Source organism: Novosphingobium sp. EMRT-2, assembly GCF_005145025.1.
Lineage (GTDB): Bacteria > Pseudomonadota > Alphaproteobacteria > Sphingomonadales > Sphingomonadaceae > Novosphingobium.
Map to the genome: position 1 here is coordinate 1,766,514 of NZ_CP039695.1, position 16,280 is coordinate 1,782,793.

General features: G+C 68.2%; 17 protein-coding genes. 9 read left to right on the top strand and 8 right to left on the bottom strand.

The window, feature by feature from the left end; all coding sequences use genetic code 11:
- Positions 1-64: 64 nt before the first annotated feature.
- Positions 65-673 (top strand): HNH endonuclease, encoded by a 609-nt coding sequence (locus FA702_RS08675; RefSeq protein ID WP_136955825.1) that lies wholly within the window; start codon positions 65-67, stop codon positions 671-673.
- Between the two features lie 4 nt (positions 674-677).
- On the opposite strand, the gene FA702_RS08680 is transcribed toward FA702_RS08675, so the two are convergent.
- From FA702_RS08680 to FA702_RS08695, 4 genes are all read right to left on the bottom strand, one after another.
- A complete protein-coding gene (locus FA702_RS08680; RefSeq protein ID WP_136955826.1) occupies positions 678-1,019 on the bottom strand; it encodes a helix-turn-helix transcriptional regulator in 342 nt (113 codons plus the stop codon).
- 163 nt (positions 1,020-1,182) lie between these two features.
- On the bottom strand, positions 1,183-1,293 hold the full coding sequence (gene cydX / locus FA702_RS08685; protein ID WP_124809957.1) for a cytochrome bd-I oxidase subunit CydX: 111 nt from the start codon (positions 1,291-1,293) through the stop codon (positions 1,183-1,185).
- A gap of 11 nt (positions 1,294-1,304) precedes the next feature.
- Positions 1,305-2,453, bottom strand: coding sequence for a cytochrome d ubiquinol oxidase subunit II (cydB, locus tag FA702_RS08690; RefSeq protein ID WP_136955827.1), 1,149 nt, complete (start codon positions 2,451-2,453; stop codon positions 1,305-1,307).
- Positions 2,454-2,465: 12 nt separating this feature from the next.
- The gene (locus FA702_RS08695; protein ID WP_136955828.1) at positions 2,466-4,046 is read right to left on the bottom strand and encodes a cytochrome ubiquinol oxidase subunit I; all 1,581 of its coding nucleotides are present in this window, start codon (positions 4,044-4,046) and stop codon (positions 2,466-2,468) included.
- Positions 4,047-4,200: 154 nt separating this feature from the next.
- On the opposite strand from FA702_RS08695, the gene FA702_RS08700 reads away from it, so the two are divergent.
- Together FA702_RS08700 and FA702_RS08705 are read left to right on the top strand one after the other, a co-directional pair.
- Positions 4,201-5,787 (top strand): ATP-binding cassette domain-containing protein, encoded by a 1,587-nt coding sequence (locus FA702_RS08700; RefSeq protein WP_136955829.1) that lies wholly within the window; start codon positions 4,201-4,203, stop codon positions 5,785-5,787.
- Positions 5,772-7,352, top strand: a complete 1,581-nt coding sequence (locus FA702_RS08705; RefSeq protein WP_136955830.1) for an amino acid ABC transporter ATP-binding/permease protein — start codon at positions 5,772-5,774, stop codon at positions 7,350-7,352. The genes FA702_RS08700 and FA702_RS08705 overlap by 16 nt, the downstream gene beginning before the upstream one ends.
- Positions 7,353-7,354: 2 nt before the next feature.
- Here the strand turns inward: FA702_RS08705 and FA702_RS08710 are convergent, their stop codons facing one another.
- Entirely contained in the window at positions 7,355-7,945 is a 591-nt protein-coding gene (locus tag FA702_RS08710; protein ID WP_210417607.1) for a TetR/AcrR family transcriptional regulator, read from the bottom strand.
- Positions 7,946-8,081: 136 nt separating this feature from the next.
- On the opposite strand from FA702_RS08710, the gene FA702_RS08715 reads away from it, so the two are divergent.
- Entirely contained in the window at positions 8,082-9,050 is a 969-nt protein-coding gene (locus FA702_RS08715) for an SDR family NAD(P)-dependent oxidoreductase (protein ID WP_136955832.1), read from the top strand.
- Positions 9,051-9,090: 40 nt separating this feature from the next.
- Here FA702_RS08715 and FA702_RS08720 read toward each other — a convergent pair whose 3' ends face one another.
- Positions 9,091-10,707: an inorganic phosphate transporter gene (locus tag FA702_RS08720; protein WP_136957318.1), complete on the bottom strand. Its 1,617-nt coding sequence runs from the start codon at positions 10,705-10,707 to the stop codon at positions 9,091-9,093.
- Between the two features lie 135 nt (positions 10,708-10,842).
- Positions 10,843-12,309, bottom strand: a complete 1,467-nt coding sequence (gene pyk, locus FA702_RS08725; RefSeq protein ID WP_125954556.1) for a pyruvate kinase — start codon at positions 12,307-12,309, stop codon at positions 10,843-10,845.
- Between the two features lie 98 nt (positions 12,310-12,407).
- Between pyk and FA702_RS08730 the strand changes: the two genes are divergently transcribed.
- From FA702_RS08730 to ruvC, 5 genes are all read left to right on the top strand, one after another.
- Positions 12,408-12,746: a DUF1244 domain-containing protein gene (locus FA702_RS08730; protein ID WP_136955833.1), complete on the top strand. Its 339-nt coding sequence runs from the start codon at positions 12,408-12,410 to the stop codon at positions 12,744-12,746.
- Positions 12,747-12,867: 121 nt separating this feature from the next.
- The gene (locus FA702_RS08735; protein WP_124809966.1) at positions 12,868-13,104 is read left to right on the top strand and encodes a DUF2312 domain-containing protein; all 237 of its coding nucleotides are present in this window, start codon (positions 12,868-12,870) and stop codon (positions 13,102-13,104) included.
- Positions 13,105-13,261: 157 nt separating this feature from the next.
- The gene (locus FA702_RS08740; protein WP_124809967.1) at positions 13,262-14,005 is read left to right on the top strand and encodes a YebC/PmpR family DNA-binding transcriptional regulator; all 744 of its coding nucleotides are present in this window, start codon (positions 13,262-13,264) and stop codon (positions 14,003-14,005) included.
- A 19-nt stretch (positions 14,006-14,024) separates the two neighbouring features.
- Complete coding sequence (locus tag FA702_RS08745; protein ID WP_136957319.1) at positions 14,025-14,375, top strand: DUF3147 family protein; 351 nt, start codon at positions 14,025-14,027, stop codon at positions 14,373-14,375.
- Between the two features lies 1 nt (position 14,376).
- Positions 14,377-14,853: a crossover junction endodeoxyribonuclease RuvC gene (ruvC, locus tag FA702_RS08750; protein ID WP_136955834.1), complete on the top strand. Its 477-nt coding sequence runs from the start codon at positions 14,377-14,379 to the stop codon at positions 14,851-14,853.
- A gap of 215 nt (positions 14,854-15,068) precedes the next feature.
- On the opposite strand, the gene FA702_RS08755 is transcribed toward ruvC, so the two are convergent.
- Entirely contained in the window at positions 15,069-16,262 is a 1,194-nt protein-coding gene (locus FA702_RS08755) for a glycosyltransferase family 1 protein (RefSeq protein WP_136955835.1), read from the bottom strand.
- Positions 16,263-16,280 lie beyond the last annotated feature (18 nt).

Genomic DNA, 16,280 nt, shown 5'->3' on the forward strand with positions numbered 1-16,280 from the left:
CTGGCAGGCTCTGGTTCGCTGAACCGGCGCCCGCGAGGCAGGTTTGCGGGAGACGCGCCGGAGCATGCTTCATACCGCGTTGATAGAGCGGGCGGCTGCGGCCAGGCCCCATAGCGGCGATGCCGCGCGGAACCTGTCGGGTTGCCCCGCGCTTGTCCTCAATGCCGATTACACCCCGTTGAGCTACTATCCGCTCAGCCTGTGGCCGTGGCAGACGGCGATCAAGGCCGTGTTCCTGGAGCGGGTGGACATCATCGCCACTTATGACCGCGAGGTGCACAGCCCTTCGCTGGACATGAAGATCCCCTCGGTGATCGCGCTGCGCCAGTATGTGCGGCCGAGCGAGTTTCCCGCCTTCACCCGCTTCAACCTGTTCCTGCGCGACCGGTTCGTGTGCCAGTATTGCGGCAGCCCGGACCAGCTGACGTTCGATCACGTAGTGCCCCGCCGCCTGGGCGGCCGCACCACCTGGGAAAACGTGTCGACCGCCTGCGCGCCGTGCAACCTGCGCAAGGGCGGGCGCACGCCGAAGCAGGCGCACATGCGGCTGATGGAGGAACCGATCCGCCCGACAACCTGGCAATTGCAGGAAAAGGGCCGGGCGTTCCCGCCCAACTACCTGCACGAAAGCTGGCGCGACTGGCTTTACTGGGACGTCGAACTGGAAAGCTGACGGATCAAGCCGCCGCCTGCCCCGCATCCAGGCCGCTATCATGCTGCTGATCGCAGATGATGCACAGGGCATGGATGATCGCGCGGACCACCGGGTCCTTCAGGCTGTAGAACCGGGTCTGCGCCTCGCCCCGGATCGCCACCACGCCTTCCTCGCGCAACATGGCCAGATGCTGCGACACGGCCGATTGCGACAGACCGGTCAGCGCGACCAGTTCGTTCACCGAAACCTCGCCTTCGTCCATCCGGCACAGCATCAGCAGGCGTTCGGGATGGCTCATGATCTTGAGCCGCTGGGCCATGCGGTTGGCGTTGGCCTTCAGGTCGGAGAGGTCTGCTGGCTTCATGACTTGCGTGACGTAAGTGTTTCGCGGCGGGAGACAAGCCCCGCCGCCGGCACAAACACACCAAATCCGCCCGATTGGTCAAAAGAAGGGGCGGGAACCCGCGCAGGCCCCGCCCCCAGCGCGCGGGACCGTGACAGTCCCGGCAGGGTCCGGATCGATCGCGTCAGATCGCGGGATCGTCGTCGATCGGCGAGTTGAATTCGTGCCACATGCCGTTGATGATACCAAAGGCCAGCGCGAGGCCCAGGCCCAGAATCCACGAAAAATACCACATCGGCGCTGTCCTCAATAGAAATCGGGGTTGGTGCGGACGTCCTGGATCGTCACGCGGCCGAACAGCACGCTCATGACCCAGCTTGTATAGGCCAGCACGATCGGCAGGAGCACCACCGTCACCAGCAGCATGATGAATAGCGTCAGGTGACTCGACGAGGCGTTCCACACCGTCAGGCTCGATCGCGGATCGATCGAACTGGGCAGGATGAACGGGAACATCGACAGGCCGACCGTGGCGATAATGCCTACCGTTGCCAGCGACGACCCGATCAGGTTCAGCACGGAACTGCGCCCGCGAATGCCTGCCAGCGCGATCGCCGGGCCGGCAAGGCCCAGCAGCGGCGCGACGAGCATCCACGGATGGGCGCCGTAGTTGGCCAGCCAGGCGCCGGGTGCCGCCGCCGCGCTGGAAAAGCGCGGATTGGAAGGCCCGGCGGCGTCGATCAGCCCGTCCAGGCGGAAACCCAGTCCGCCCTTGGCCACGATCAACCCACCCGCCGCGAACAACACGATCGAGCCGATTGCCGCCCAGGTGCCGATCCGCCGCGCGCGTTCCATCACCGGGCCGTCCTCGATCTTCACCGAAAGCCAACCCGCGCCGTGCAGCACGACCATCGTCACCGACAGCAGGCCGGTGAGCAGCGTGAAGGGCGTGAACAGGCCCAGCAGCGTGCCTTCGTAGGTTACGCGCAAGTCGCTATCCAGCCGAAACGGCGCACCGGCCAGGACGTTGCCCACCGCCACGCCGAACACCAGCGCGGGCACGAAACCGCCAATGAACAGCGCCCAGTCCCACCGCGCGCGCCAGCCGGCATCGGGCTTCTTGGAGCGGTACTTGAACGCCACTGGCCGCAGGATCAGCGACGCCAGCACCAGGAACATGGCGAGGTAGAAGCCGGAGAAGCTCACGGCATAGACGAACGGCCAGGCCGCGAAGATCGCGCCGCCGCCCAGGATCAGCCATACCTGATGGCCTTCCCAGTGCGCCGCCACCGCGTTGATGACCAGCCGGCGCTCCTCGTCGTCCTTGCCGACGAACGGCAGCAGCGCCGCCACGCCCAAGTCATAGCCGTCGGTCAGCGCGAAGCCGATCAGCAGCGTGCCCAGCAGCACCCACCAGATCAGGCGCAGCGTTTCATAATCGAGCGGGATACCCATGCCCCTGTCTCCTTATTCCGCCGGCAGCGGCGCAAAGCCGCCATTCATGCCGTCCTTCGCGCCATTCTCAGCCGGCGCGTGATGCTCGACCGGTCCCTTGCGGATCGACGCGAGCATCAGCCGCACCTCGATCACCGCCAGCGTGCCGTAGAGCAGCGTGAACCCCGCGATCGTCGTCCATACTTGCGCGACCGTGAGCGAGGATGCGCCGAGGAAGGTCGGCAGCACGCCGTCCACCGCCCACGGCTGCCGGCCGATTTCCGCCAGCACCCAGCCGAACTCGATCGCCAGCCACGGCAGCGGAATGATCGCCACCGCCACGCGCAGGAACCATGTGCGGTTGAACTGGCACACCGACGCGCACCAGAACGCCGCCGCGAAGAAGGCGATGAAGAAGAAGCCCAGCCCCGCCATGAAGCGGAACAGCCAGAACATCACCGGCACGTTGGGCACGGTGTCCCACGCGGCCTTGAGGATCTGCGCGTCGCTCGCCTGGCGCGGATCGGCCATATGCCGCTTGAGCAGCAGGGCATAGCCGAGATCGGCCTTGTGCTTCTCGAACGTGGCGCGCGCGGCGATGTCGTTACGGTCGGCCTTCAGCTTCTCCACCGCGTCATAGGCGATCAGCCCGCTGTGGATGCGTTCGTCGGCGCGCAGCACCAGTTCGTTGATGCCGGTCACCTCGCCCGTCAGGCTGCGCGTGGAGATCAGCCCGAGGACGTAGGGCACCTTGATCTCGAACCGCGTTTCCTGGGCCTGCATGTCCGGGATGCCGAACAGCGAGAGCCCGGCCGGAGCCGGTTCGGTGTGCCACATCGATTCGATCGCGGCGAGCTTCATCTTCTGGTTGTCGGTCAGGGCGTACCCCGATTCGTCGCCCAGCACGACGACCGACAGCGACGAGGCAAGGCCGAACGCCGCAGCCACCATCATCGACCGGCGGGCGACGTTGGTCCACTTGCCCTTCAGCAGGTACCACGCCGAAATGCCCATCACGAAGACCGAGGCGCAGACATAGCCCGCGCTGACGGTATGAACGAACTTGGCCTGCGCCACCGGATTGAACAGCACCGAATAGAAGTCGGTCACTTCCATGCGCATCGTGTCGGGATTGAACGTCGCGCCCACCGGGTTCTGCATCCAGCCGTTGGCGATCAGGATCCACAGCGCGGAGAGGTTGGTGCCCAGCGCCGTCAGGAACGTTACCAGCAAGTGCCCGATCTTCGACAGCCGGTCCCAGCCGAAGAACATCAGGCCCACGAACGTCGCTTCCAGGAAGAAGGCCATCAGCCCCTCGATCGCCAGCGGCGCGCCGAAGATGTCTCCAACATAGTGCGAATAATACGACCAGTTGGTGCCGAACTCGAATTCCATGGTAAGGCCCGTGGCCACACCCAGCACGAAATTGATCCCGAACAGCTTGCCCCAGAAGCGCGTGACCACGCGCCATATCTCCCGGCCGGTCATCACGTAGATGCTCTCCATGATGACGAGCATGAACGAGAGGCCAAGCGTCAGCGGCACGAACAGGAAGTGGTACATGGCCGTCAGCGCGAACTGAAGGCGGGAAAGCTCTACGACTGCCATATCCATCTGGCATGTTCCCCGTTAATTGGCCGGCAGATTGCGGGTGCGGCATGGTTGGTGCCACCGGGCCGGCGCCGGAAGTTTGACTGAAGCCCTTGAACAATTGCAATATTTTCTAATATAAGATTTTCCGAATATGTCAAGCAGCGCAATCTCTGAAATGCCTCAAGGAAACCGCCGCGGCGCGGGCCGCGCCGGCGCCTGGTGGCTTCTGGACAGCGCGGGCGCCGTGGCGGTGGCGCTGGCGCTGGCCATCCTCGTCGGTCGGCGGGCGGAAGGCCATCCTGCTTTGGTATGGGTCCTCCTCCTGCTGGCGGGCGGAGCCTTGCGCGCCTTCGCCGTGGCCCGCGCGCGCGTCAGCGGGCAGATCGCCGCCAACGCGGAAAAAAGAATGGTGCGACAGGATCTCCACCGCGCGCTCCTTCCGACAAGGCTGCAACGCGCACGCCTCGTCGGCGAGGACCTACACCTCGCCGTGGACGCGGTCGATGTGACAGAAGGTCTCACCGCGCGCTTCTCCCCCTTGCGGCTGGCGGCAACCGTTTCACCCTTTCTTATTGCGCTTGCCGCCGCGCCCGCAAGCGTCGTCGCGGCCGGCATCATGCTGGTGACATTGGCGCCGTTCGGCCTGGCCATGGTGCTCGCCGGATCGGCCGCGCGCCGCGCCGCCGATGCCCAGCACCAGGCGCTGTCGCGGCTTTCGGGCCTGTTCGTCGACCGCGTCCGCACCCTGCCGGCGATCCTGGCGTTCGGGGCGGAGGCGCGCGTGGCCGCGCACCTCGGCACCGCCTCCGCCGATGTTGCGCGGCGCACGCTCGCGGTGCTGCGCATCGCCTTCCTGTCGAGCGCGGTGCTGGAATTCTTCGCCGCGCTCTCGGTCGCGCTGGTGGCGGTCTATTGCGGTTTTTCGCTGCTGGGCCTGCTGCCCTTCCCCGCGCCCGAACACCTCACGCTGACGCGTGCCTTTTTCGTCCTCGCGCTCGCGCCCGAATTCTACCTGGGGATGCGCCGTCTGGCCGCCGCCTATCACGACAAGCAGACCGGCGAAGCCGCGCTGGCCGCGATCGCCGCAGAACGCGCGCGGATGCCGGCCCCGGTGGCGACGCAGACCGTCCCCTCGGCCGCGACCGCGCTGGCCGCGCGCGGGCTGGTGCTGCGCCATCCCGAAGGCGCGGCGATCGCGGTGCCCGACGCGGACTGGCGCGGCCTCGGCTTCCACGCGATCACCGGCCCCACAGGCGCGGGCAAGTCCTCCCTGCTGCTGGCGCTGATCGGCCATGTCCTGGTCGAACAGGGCATCCTCACGCGTCACGGAACGCCCTTCGTGCCCGGCGCGCTCAATCCCGCGATCGGATGGGCGGGGCAGAGCGTCGCGCTCGTGCCCGGCACGCTGCGCGACAATCTGGTGATGACCGACACGCCGCCCGACGAAGCCGCCACCCTGATCCTGCTCGGGCGGCTGGGACTGGGCACGATGATCGGATCGCGCGGCGGGCTGGACGCGCCGCTCGATCATCGCGGCAGCGGACTTTCGGGCGGGGAACGCCGCCGCATGGGGCTCGCGCGTGCCATCCTCAGCGGCCGCCCCATCCTGCTGCTGGACGAACCGACCGCCGATCTCGATGCCGACACCGCGCGCGCGATCCGCGCGATTCTGGCCGATCAGGCTGCGCGCCGCCTTGTCATCGCCGCCACGCACGACGCCGATCTCATCGCCATGGCAGGGTCCATATGCCGCCTCTCCTGATCGACACCTTGCTGGCCGAGGCCGCCCGGCCGCAGCGCGCCACGCTGCGCCTCGCCATGCTCTGCGCGGGGCTGGCCGCGGTGGCCGCCGTAACACTGCTGGCGCTGTCGGGCTGGTTCCTGGCGGGCGCGGCGATCGCCGGGCTGAGCGGCATGGCGGCGGTGCAGGCGTTCAACTACCTGCTGCCGAGCGCGGCGATCCGGGGTCTTGCCATCACGCGCACCGCCACGCGCTATGGCGAGCGGCTGCTGGGCCACAAGGCCGCGCTCCTCACCCTTGCCGGTCTGCGCCCGCGCCTGTTCGCCCGGCTCGCCGCCGCCCGCCCCGCCGAAGCACTGGAGACCAGCACCGGCGATCTCGCGGCCCGGCTCGGCAACGATGTCGACGCGCTGGAGGACAGCGTGATCCGCCGCGCCACTCTGCCCGCCGCGCTGGCCTCGGCCACCGTCGCGCTGGTAGCCGGGCTGGCAATGGGCCACCTGCCGGTGCTGGCGCTGGCGCTCGGCATGGTGGCGATGCGGCTCGCCGCCCGGCGCATGGCCACACGCCAGCTGGCGGAACCGCTTGCCGCCAGCGCGGAAGCGCTCGCGCGGATGAAGCGCGACTATGCCGACCGCGCCGCGCCTTGCGCCGACATCGCCGTCTATGGCCTCGCCCCGCGCATCGCTGCGCTGACCGCCGATGCCGCAACCGACTACGACGCGGCGCGGCTCGCCACCGTCCGCGCCGAAGCGCGCATCGGCGCGGTGCAGACGTTGCTCGCGGTCACGACCGTCGCTGCGATGATCGCGCTCAGCCCGGCCGGCGCGCCTCTGCTCGCGCTGGGCGCGCTCGCCGCGCTGGGCGGGCTGGAAAGCTGGGCCACGCTGGCGCAGAGCGACACGCAAGCCCCGCGCGTCAATCTCGCCCGCCACCGCCTCGCCAGCCTTGCGCAGCCCGCCCCCCCACCCAAAGGCCCGGCCATCAAGGGCGAAACGCTGGCCATCGCCGGCACGTCGTTCGCGCGCGGCGGACGGCTGCGCATCGCCGGACGATCGGGCGCGGGCAAGACGCGGCTGGTCGAAACGCTCGCCGGCCTGCGCGACGACGCCCCGCAAGCCATGGCAATCGACGGCATACCGTTGACCGCCATCGCCCCCGAAAGCCGTCGCCCGCTGTTTGCGCTCGCCGCACAGGACGCGCCGCTGATCGCCGGCTCCATTGCCGACAATCTGCGCCTTGCCGCGCCCGGCCTCGACGAAGCGCGCATGTGGGACGCGCTGCGCGTCGCCTGCGCCGACGACGTGGTGCGCGCGCTGCCCGAAGGGCTGGACCAGTGGCTGGGCGGCGATGGCGCGCGGCTTTCGGGCGGCCAGCGCCGCCGCATCGCGCTCGCCCGCGCGCTGCTGGCCGGCCGGCCCTGGCTGGTGCTCGACGAACCGAGCGAAGGTCTGGATGCGGAAACCGAGGCGCTGCTCGTCGCCCGCCTGCGCGACTGGCTCGATACGAGCGGCAGCGGCCTGATCCTCGTCAGCCACCGCCCGGCGATGGCCGCACTGGCGGAGCAGACCGTTCCGCTCGGCTAAGCCTAAGGCGCGCGCAGGCCGGCAATCAGGATGTCGACCATCGCGCGCGCCGCCGGGCCGCCATCGTCATCACGGCCAAGGCCGGCCACGCCGCCCAGCGCGCGCAGCAGGTCGAACGGATCGCCATCGAACCGCATCTCGCCCGCAGCCACCGCGCGACCGATCAGCGCGACCATCGCCTCGCGCATCACGGCGCCCGATGCCGCATAGAGCTGGCCCGGGCCGGCCGGCATCGCGTTGAGCAGGTCGGTCATGCCCTGCTTGGTCGCCATGTAGTCCACGAAGGCCAGCATCCACGCGCGCAGCGCCGGCAGCGGTGGCAGTTCGGCGGCCAAGCGCCGCGCCGCTTCGCCAAGCTGGTCGGTCTCGTTGCGATAGACCGCCTCGATCAACGCATCGCGGGTGGGGAAATGGCGGTACAGCGTGCCGATTCCCACGCCGGCCGCGCGCGCGATCGCCTCCAGGCTCGCATCGGCGCCCTTCGCCGCGAAGACCGCCTTGGCCGCATCGAGCAACCGCGCACGGTTGCGGGCCGCATCGGCACGGGGCCGCCGGCCGGCTTCGGCACCGGAAACTTTTTCGACCGTCGCCACACGACGCCCCTTGATAAACGGAGGATGCCTCCGTATTAAAGCGGAGGAACCCTCCCTTTCATATACCCTCAACCGGCGGCAGGCAACGGGCCTTCTAGCGGAGGGAGCGGTGCGCCCCAGACAGGAGTTCATTTTCATGCCCCAGACCTTCGGAGCAACCTCCACCACCGATGACGTGCTTGCCGGTGTCGATCTTTCCGGCAAGCGCGTGCTGGTCACCGGCGTATCCGCCGGCCTCGGCGTCGAAACCGCGCGCGCGCTGGCCGCGCACGGTGCGCAGGTCGTCGGCGCCGCGCGCGATCTCGCCAAGGCGGAAGCCGCAACCGCCGTGGTGCGCGAACAGGCGGCCCGCGGTGGCGGACTCGACCTGATCGAGCTCGATCTGGCCTCGCTCGCCAGCGTCCGCGCGGCCGCCGACGCGCTCGTTGCCGATGGGCGGCCGTTCGACCTCGTCATCGCCAACGCCGGCGTCATGGCCACGCCGTTCGGCAAGACGGCGGATGGCTTCGAGACCCAGTTCGGCACCAACCACCTCGGCCATTTCGTCTTCGTCAACCGCATCGCCGGGCTGATCGCGCCGGGTGGCCGGTTCGTCGCTGTCGCCTCGTCCGGCCACCGCTTCTCCGACGTCGATCTGGACGATCCCAACTTCGATCGCACGCCCTATACGCCGTTCGAAGCCTATGGCCGCTCGAAGACCGCGAACATCCTGTTCGCCGTGGAATTCGACCGCCGCCACCGGGAGCGCGGCGTGCGCGCCACCGCGCTGCATCCGGGCGGCATCAACACCGAACTGGGCCGCCACATGGGCCAGGACGCGCTTGACGCGCTGGTGGAGCAGATCAACGCGGATCTGGCGACGGAAGGAAAGCCCCCGTTCGCTTGGAAGACCATTCCGCAGGGCGCGGCAACCTCGGTCTGGGCCGGCGTGGTCGCCAGTGCGGACGAGGTGGGCGGCCGCTATTGCGAGAACTGCCACGTTTCCGAAGTGACCGACGGCCTTATCAGCCCGGTGTCCGAAGGCGTGCGTTCCTACGCGCTCGATCCGGACAACGCCCGCGCGCTCTGGGCGAAGAGCGAGGAAATGGTCGGCGAACGGTTCTGAAGCCGAAGGTGGCGCGGGGCTTCTCTCCCGCGCCGCCGCGCTATGCGACGAGCGCGTGGAACAGCAGGTAAAGCCCGCCCGAGAGCAGGATCGAGGCCGGCAGCGTCAGTACCCAGGCCATCAGCAGGTTGCGGATCGTGCCCATCTGCAGGCCCGAGCGGTTGGCCGCCATCGTGCCCGCCACGCCGGAGGAAAGGACGTGCGTGGTCGAAACCGGCAGGCCCAGCATGTCCGCGCCGGCGATCGTGCCCATGGCCACGAGTTCGGCCGAGGCGCCCTGCGCATAAGTCAGGTGCGACTTGCCGATCTTTTCGCCCACCGTCACCACGATGCGCTTCCAGCCGACCATGGTGCCCAGCCCGAGCGCCAGCGCCACGGCCACTTTCACCCAGGTGGGAATGAAGCGCGTGCCGGCGTCGAGCGACCCCTTGTAGGCGGCGAGCGCCTTCGTGCTCGCTTCGGGCAGCGCGGCCTTCTTGTCCTTGCCCAGCCAGCGGATCGCCTCGGAAGCAAGGTACATGTCGTTGCGGATGTTGCCCACGGCGGCGGCCGGCACCTTGGCCAGCGAGCCGTATTCGCTGACCTGCACATCGACATCGCGGATAAGCACGCCCAGCGCCGGCAGCGTGGCGGGCGTGAACTTGCGGTCGGCAATGTAGTGCGTGATCGTCGCGCGCGCCTGTGCGGGCGTCGTGCCAGCGGCGGCAGGGGCGCCCAGCACGCCGGCGGCGGCCACGGTATTGGCATGGAATTCGGCCATGTAGCGATCGGGCACCGCGCGGTTGAGCGCATAGGCGGTGGGCACCGTGCCGATCAGGATCAGCATGATCAGGCCCATGCCCTTCTGCCCGTCGTTCGACCCGTGGGCGAAGCTGACGCCGGTGCAGGTGAAGATCAGCAGCCCGCGAATCCACCACGGCGGCGGCACGCCGTCCTTCGGCTCGGCATAGAGCGCGCGGTTGCGCACCAGCACTTTCATCGCCAGCAGCAGCAGCGCGGCCACGCCGAAGCCGATCAGCGGAGACAGCAGCAGCGCCTGGCCGATCTCGGTCGCCTTGCCCCAGTCCACGCCCGAGGTGCCGCTCTTGCCATGCAGCAGCGCGTTGGCGACGCCGACGCCGATGATCGAGCCGATCAGCGTGTGCGAACTGGACGAAGGCAGGCCGAACCACCAGGTCGCGAGGTTCCACACGATCGCCGCGATCAGCAGCGCGAATACCATCGCGAAACCGGCGTTGGACCCCACCTTGAGGATCAGTTCCACCGGCAGCAGCGAAACGATGCCGAAGGCGACCGCCCCCGAAGAGACCAGCACGCCCAGGAAATTGAAGAAGCCCGACCATACCACCGCGGCGTGCGCGGGCATGGCGTTGGTGTAGATCACCGTCGCCACCGCGTTCGCGGTATCGTGGAAGCCGTTCACGAACTCGAAGCCCAGCGCGATCAGCAGGGCCACGAACAGCAGCACGAACGGCAGGTAGGTCGTCGGCTGCACGCCCGAGGCCGCGGCGTCGGAATAGATGCTCCAGGCGACATAGGCGACGGCCGCAGCGATCGCGCCGACGAAGGCGATCATCCCCACCCGGCCCAGGCCGCGGTCAAGATCGGGCCGCCCGGCCGGCTTGGAACCGCCGACGCCGGAAGCGGCGCCGGACATGGTAATCAATGCGTTCATGAAACCCGAATCTGTGGCCCTGAGCATTCTTGCTCAGACTTGCCGTAGGCGCGCCACATGACACTTTTGTTTCAATGTTACAGCGCCCCCGCCGCGCGGAGACCCGATCGTCACCGGTCAGGTGTCGGGCTGCTCGCCGTGCCGCGTCAGTTCGTCGCCTGCCAGCGTGACCACGTGCAGCAGGTTGGTCGCGCCCGGCGTGCCGAAGGGAACGCCGGCCAGCGTCACCAGCCTGGCACCGGCCGTGCCGAAGCCGTGGCGCAGCGCCATGCGCTTGCCCTTGGCGATCATCTCCTCGAAGCTGCCGATGTCGCGCGTGGTCACGGCGTGCGCGCCCCACAGCAGGCCCAGCTTGCGCGCGGTCTTTACCGACGGCGTCAGCACCAGCATCGGCACCGCCGGCCGCTCGCGCGCGACGCGGCGCGCGGTCGATCCGGATCCGGTGAACACGATGATGCCCGAGATCGGCAGCGTATCGGCAATGCTGGCGCAGGCTTGCGACAGGGCGTCTGCCGTCGTCGGATCGGGCAGGGTCTCGATGAAATGGACGCGCGCGGCATAGCCGCGATCGGCTTCCACTTGCGCGGCGATGCGGTGCATGATCGTCACCGCTTCCTCCGGCCAGGCGCCGGCGGCGGTTTCGGCCGAAAGCATCACCGCGTCCGCGCCGTCATAGACCGCGTTGGCCACGTCGGAAACTTCGGCGCGCGTCGGCGTCGGGGTTTCGATCATCGATTCGAGCATCTGCGTGGCGACAACCACCGGCTTGCCCTGCCGCCGCGCGAATTCGACGATGCGCTTCTGCAGCGGCGGCACTTCCTCGGGGTTCAGCTCCACGCCCAGATCGCCGCGCGCCACCATGATGCCGTCGGAGAGTTCGATGATCTCCTCCAGCCGCGAAATCGCCGCCGGCTTCTCGATCTTGGCCATCAGCGAACCGTATCCGCCCATCAGGCGACGCGCCTCGGCCACGTCCTCGGGCCGCTGCACGAACGACAGCGCGATCCAGTCCGCGCCATGCTCCACCGCGAAGGCCAGATCGCGGCGGTCCTTGTCGGTCAGCGCCGGCACCGGCACCACCGCATCGGGTACGTTCACGCCCTTGCGGTCGGAAATCACCCCGCCGACCTCGGCCGAACACAGGATCGCGTCCTTGTCCGCGCGGATCACGCGCAACCTCAGCTTGCCGTCGTCGATCAGCAGGCGCTGGCCTTTTTCGAGGATGCCGAACAGTTCGGGATGCGGCAGGCAGACGCGCGTCTCGTCGCCCGGTTCGGGATTGCGGTCCAGCGTGAAGTGGCCCGAATGGCGGATCACCGCGCGGCCTTCGCGGAACGTGCCCACGCGCAGCTTCGGCCCCTGCAGGTCGCACAGGATCGTGATCGGCCGGTTGACCTTCTTTTCCAGCGCGCGGATCGAGGCGATCGTTTCGGCGTGGGTGGCGTGATCGCCATGGCTCATGTTGACGCGGAAGGCGTCGGCGCCGGCACGGAACAGCTTTTCGAGCATCTCGGGCGCGCGGCTGGCCGGGCCTACCGTCGCCAGAATCTTCACCTTGCGGCCCCGGGGATCATGTTTCGCCACGCGTGGCTCCCTAGTTTTTGCGGCCCTTACGGAAAGCGCCTCTTCAACGGCCCCGGCCTATGGCCTATGCGACGGGAAAACCCAAGGGAATGATTGCCATGGATACGAATGCGACACCCGGTGCCGGCGATACCCCCGCCGACGCGCTCGATACCCTGCCCGATGCGGTGGCCGCCGCCGCGTTCCGCCGCCTGGTGCGCCATCTGCGCCACCGCCACGATGCGCAGAACATCGATCTGATGGGCCTGGCGGGCTTCTGCCGCAACTGCCTGGCCGACTGGATCAACGAAGCCGGCGCCGGGCTGGACAAGACCGCCGCGCGCGAAGCGATCCACGGCCTGCCCGCCGCCGAATGGAAGGCCCGCTTCCAGACCGAGGCGACGCCCGAACAGCTGGCGCGCATGGAGGAAAGCATGAAGAAGAACGCCGGACACTGACGATCCGCCGATAGTTCCGCCGCCAGCGGAGAGGATTTCCACAGCCGCCGCTTTGCGCGAACCGGCGCGCCCGCTATCAGCGCGGCCGACCGATTCACCATAACCTTTTCGGAGTTTCCCGATGGCCGAAGCCGCCGATGATCGCCTGCGCCTCCTGATCGAGCGCATCGAACGCCTTGAAGAAGAAAAGAAGGGCATCGGCGACGACATCAAGGATGTCTACAACGAAGCCAAGGCCGTGGGCTACGACGCCAAGATCATGCGCCAGATCGTACGCCTGCGGAAGATGAAGCCCGACGACCGCCGCGAGATGGAAATGGTTCTCGAAACCTACAAGACCGCGCTGGGCCTGGGCTGACCCCGAACCGACGCGGAACCACCGCGCGCGCGAACACCGACAACAGCGGGAATTCCGGGGGCGGTTGCTATCGCCCCCCCGCGCGGTGTAAGGCGCGCGCAACCGGGGCGCCGAGGATGCCGGAAGCTCCGCAACTCGCAGACTTCCGAAGGTTCCCATGGCAGGCCATTCCAAATTCAAGAACATCATGCACCGCAAGGGCGCGCAGGACAAGAAGCGCTCTGCCCAGTTCTCCAAGCTCAGCCGCGAAATCACCGTCGCGGCCAAGATGGGCATGCCCGATCCAGACATGAACCCGCGCCTGCGCGCCGCGGTCAACGCCGCCAAGGCGCAGTCGATGCCCAAGGACAACATCCAGCGCGCGATCGACAAGGCCAGCAAGGGCGATGCCGAGAACTACGAGGAAATCCGCTATGAAGGCTACGGCCCCGGCGGCGTCGCGCTGATCGTCGAGGCGCTGACCGACAACCGCAACCGCACCGCCACCAACGTCCGCACCGCCTTCGCCAAGAACGGCGGCAATCTGGGCGCCAGCGGCGCGGTCAGCCACGGCTTCGAACGGCTCGGCCTGATCGAATACCCCGGCAAGGCGGGTGACGAGGAGAAGGTCCTCGAAGCCGCGATCGAGGCCGGCGCGGACGATGTCGAGAGCGACGAGGAATCGCATTCGATCTGGGTGGCGGTGGAAAACCTCCACGAAGTCGCGCGCGAGCTGGAAAAGACGCTGGGCGAAGCCGAGGGCGTGAAGCTGGCCTGGCGGCCCAACCTCAAGACCGAGGTTTCGGCCGACGACGCCGCCACGCTGCTCAAGCTGATCGACGTGCTCGACGACGACGACGACGTGCAGACCGTCTGGGGCAACTACGAGATCCCCGACGAAGTCATGGAAAAGCTTGGGTGACGGAAAAGCTGGTCTGACGATGGGCGCGCTGATCGCCAAGGCGCTGATTTCGGGCGTGCTGATCGCGCTGATTTCCGAGATCGGCAAGAAGCTGCCTGCCACCGCCGCGCTGGTCGCCTCGCTGCCTCTGGTATCGGTGCTGGGCATGATCCTGCTCTGGCGGGAACGGCCCGATGCGGAGAACCTGGCGGTCCACGCCGGTGCGACCTTCTGGTACGTGTTGCCCTCGCTGCCGATGTTCCTGCTGATGCCGGTGCTGCTGCGCGCGGGCGTGTCGTTCTGGCTGGCGCTCGCCTGCGGTTGCGCGCTCACGGTCGCGCTCTATCTGCTGATGATGCACGTGGGGCCGCGGCTCGGCCTCAGGCTGTGACATGATCATCCTCGGCATCGATCCCGGCCTCACCTGCACCGGCTGGGGCGTGGTGGCCAAGGCGGGCAGCCGCCTGAGCCACATCGCCAACGGCCAGATCCGCACCGACGCCAAGGCCAGCATGGCCGAACGGCTGGTAGAGCTGGACGCCGCGCTGACCGACGTGATCCTGGCCCACCGCCCCGATACCGGCGCGGTCGAGGAAGTCTTCGTCAACGTGAACCCGCAATCGACGCTCAAGCTGGGACAGGCGCGCGGCGTCGCCATGCTCTCGGTGGCGCGCGCGGGCATTCCGGTGGCGGAATACCCCACCAAGGTCATCAAAAAGGCGCTGGTCGGCACCGGCGGCGCGGAAAAGCAGCAGGTTCAGGCCATGCTGAAAGTGCTGCTCCCCGGCGTGAAGCTGGCCGGCGAGGACGCGGCGGACGCGCTGGCCGTGGCGATCACCCACGCCAACATGCTGGGGAGCCACCGGTAAACGCCTGTTAGGCGGCCGGTCCGGACGCGACGCGATTGCGGACTTTGGGTGGGCACGCAAAACCACGTTCGTCCTGAGCCCGTCGAAGGACCCGCGATACGGTTGATCTTGAGGCGGTTTACCGCGCGCGGCCAGCACGGCGCGCGTCCTTCGATAGGCTCAGGACGAGCGGACATGGGGGATTGCTCGCAAACCGCATCCCTCCCCGAATACCCCTACCGCCGCTTCGTCTTGCCCTTCTGCCGGATCAATCGCAGGTAGGTATCGGCCACCGCCTGGTTGATGCGGTCCCAGCTGAATTCCAGGCTGCGCGCCTCACCCGCCGCGCCGTGGCGCGCGCGCAGGGCCGGGTCCTCGACATAGGCGCGCAGGGCCTCGGCGAACTGGCGCACCGCGCCGGGGGTGATCAGCCGGCCGGAAACGCCGTCGTCGACCAGGCTCTGGCTGCCCGTGGCCGCCGCCGCGACCACCGGCACGCCGCAGGCCATCGCCTCCAGCGTGACGTTGCCGAACGTCTCGGTGACGGACGGGTTGAACAGCACGTCCATGCTGGCGACCGCGCGGCCAAGGTCCGCGCCGCCCTGGAAGCCGGTGAACACTGCTTGCGGCAACCGTTCGGTGAACCAGTCGTGCGCCGGGCCTTCTCCCACCACCATCACCCGGTGCGCCACGCCGCGCCGGGCGAGCTGGTCGATCGAATCCGAAAAGACGTCCAGCCCCTTTTCCATGACCAGACGGCCCAGAAAGCCGATCACCACCTCGTCATCGGCAATGCCCAGGCTTTGCCGCCAGGCCGTGTCGCGCGCGCCGGGATGGAAGACATCGCGGTCCACCCCGCGCGACCAGATGTCGATGTCGTAGTTCATGCGCTGCGCGCGCAGCACTTGCGCCATCGATTCGGACGGCGCGACCAGCGCATCGCAACGGCGATAGAAACGGCGCAGCACGGCTTCGAGCACCGGCTCCAGAAACGCCATGTTGTAATAGCGGGGGTAGGTCTCGAACCGGGTGTGGACCGAGGCGAGGATCGGCAGGCGGTGCCGGCGCGCCCAGCTGACCGCGCGGTGGCCGGCGATGTCGGGCGAGGAAACGTGGACCACATGCGGCGCGAAGGCCGCCAGATCGCGCCGCACGCGCGGGCTGAGCGCCACCGGCAGGCGGTATTCGGCGCGGCCGGGAATGGCGATCGAGGGAACGCCCACCAGCTTGCCCTTGGACGGAAACGCAGGGTTGGCCACCTTGGGCGCATAGACCCGCACTTGCGCGCCCTGGCGCTGGAGGTAACCGACCAGCCGGTTCAGCGCCTGGTTGGCGCCATCGCGAACGTAGTTGTAGTTGCCGCTGAACAGCGCCACGCGCAGCCCCTGGGTGGTGGCGGGCAAGGAAGCGGTATCGGGGGAGTCGACCATCGCGCCCCCTTAGCCGCC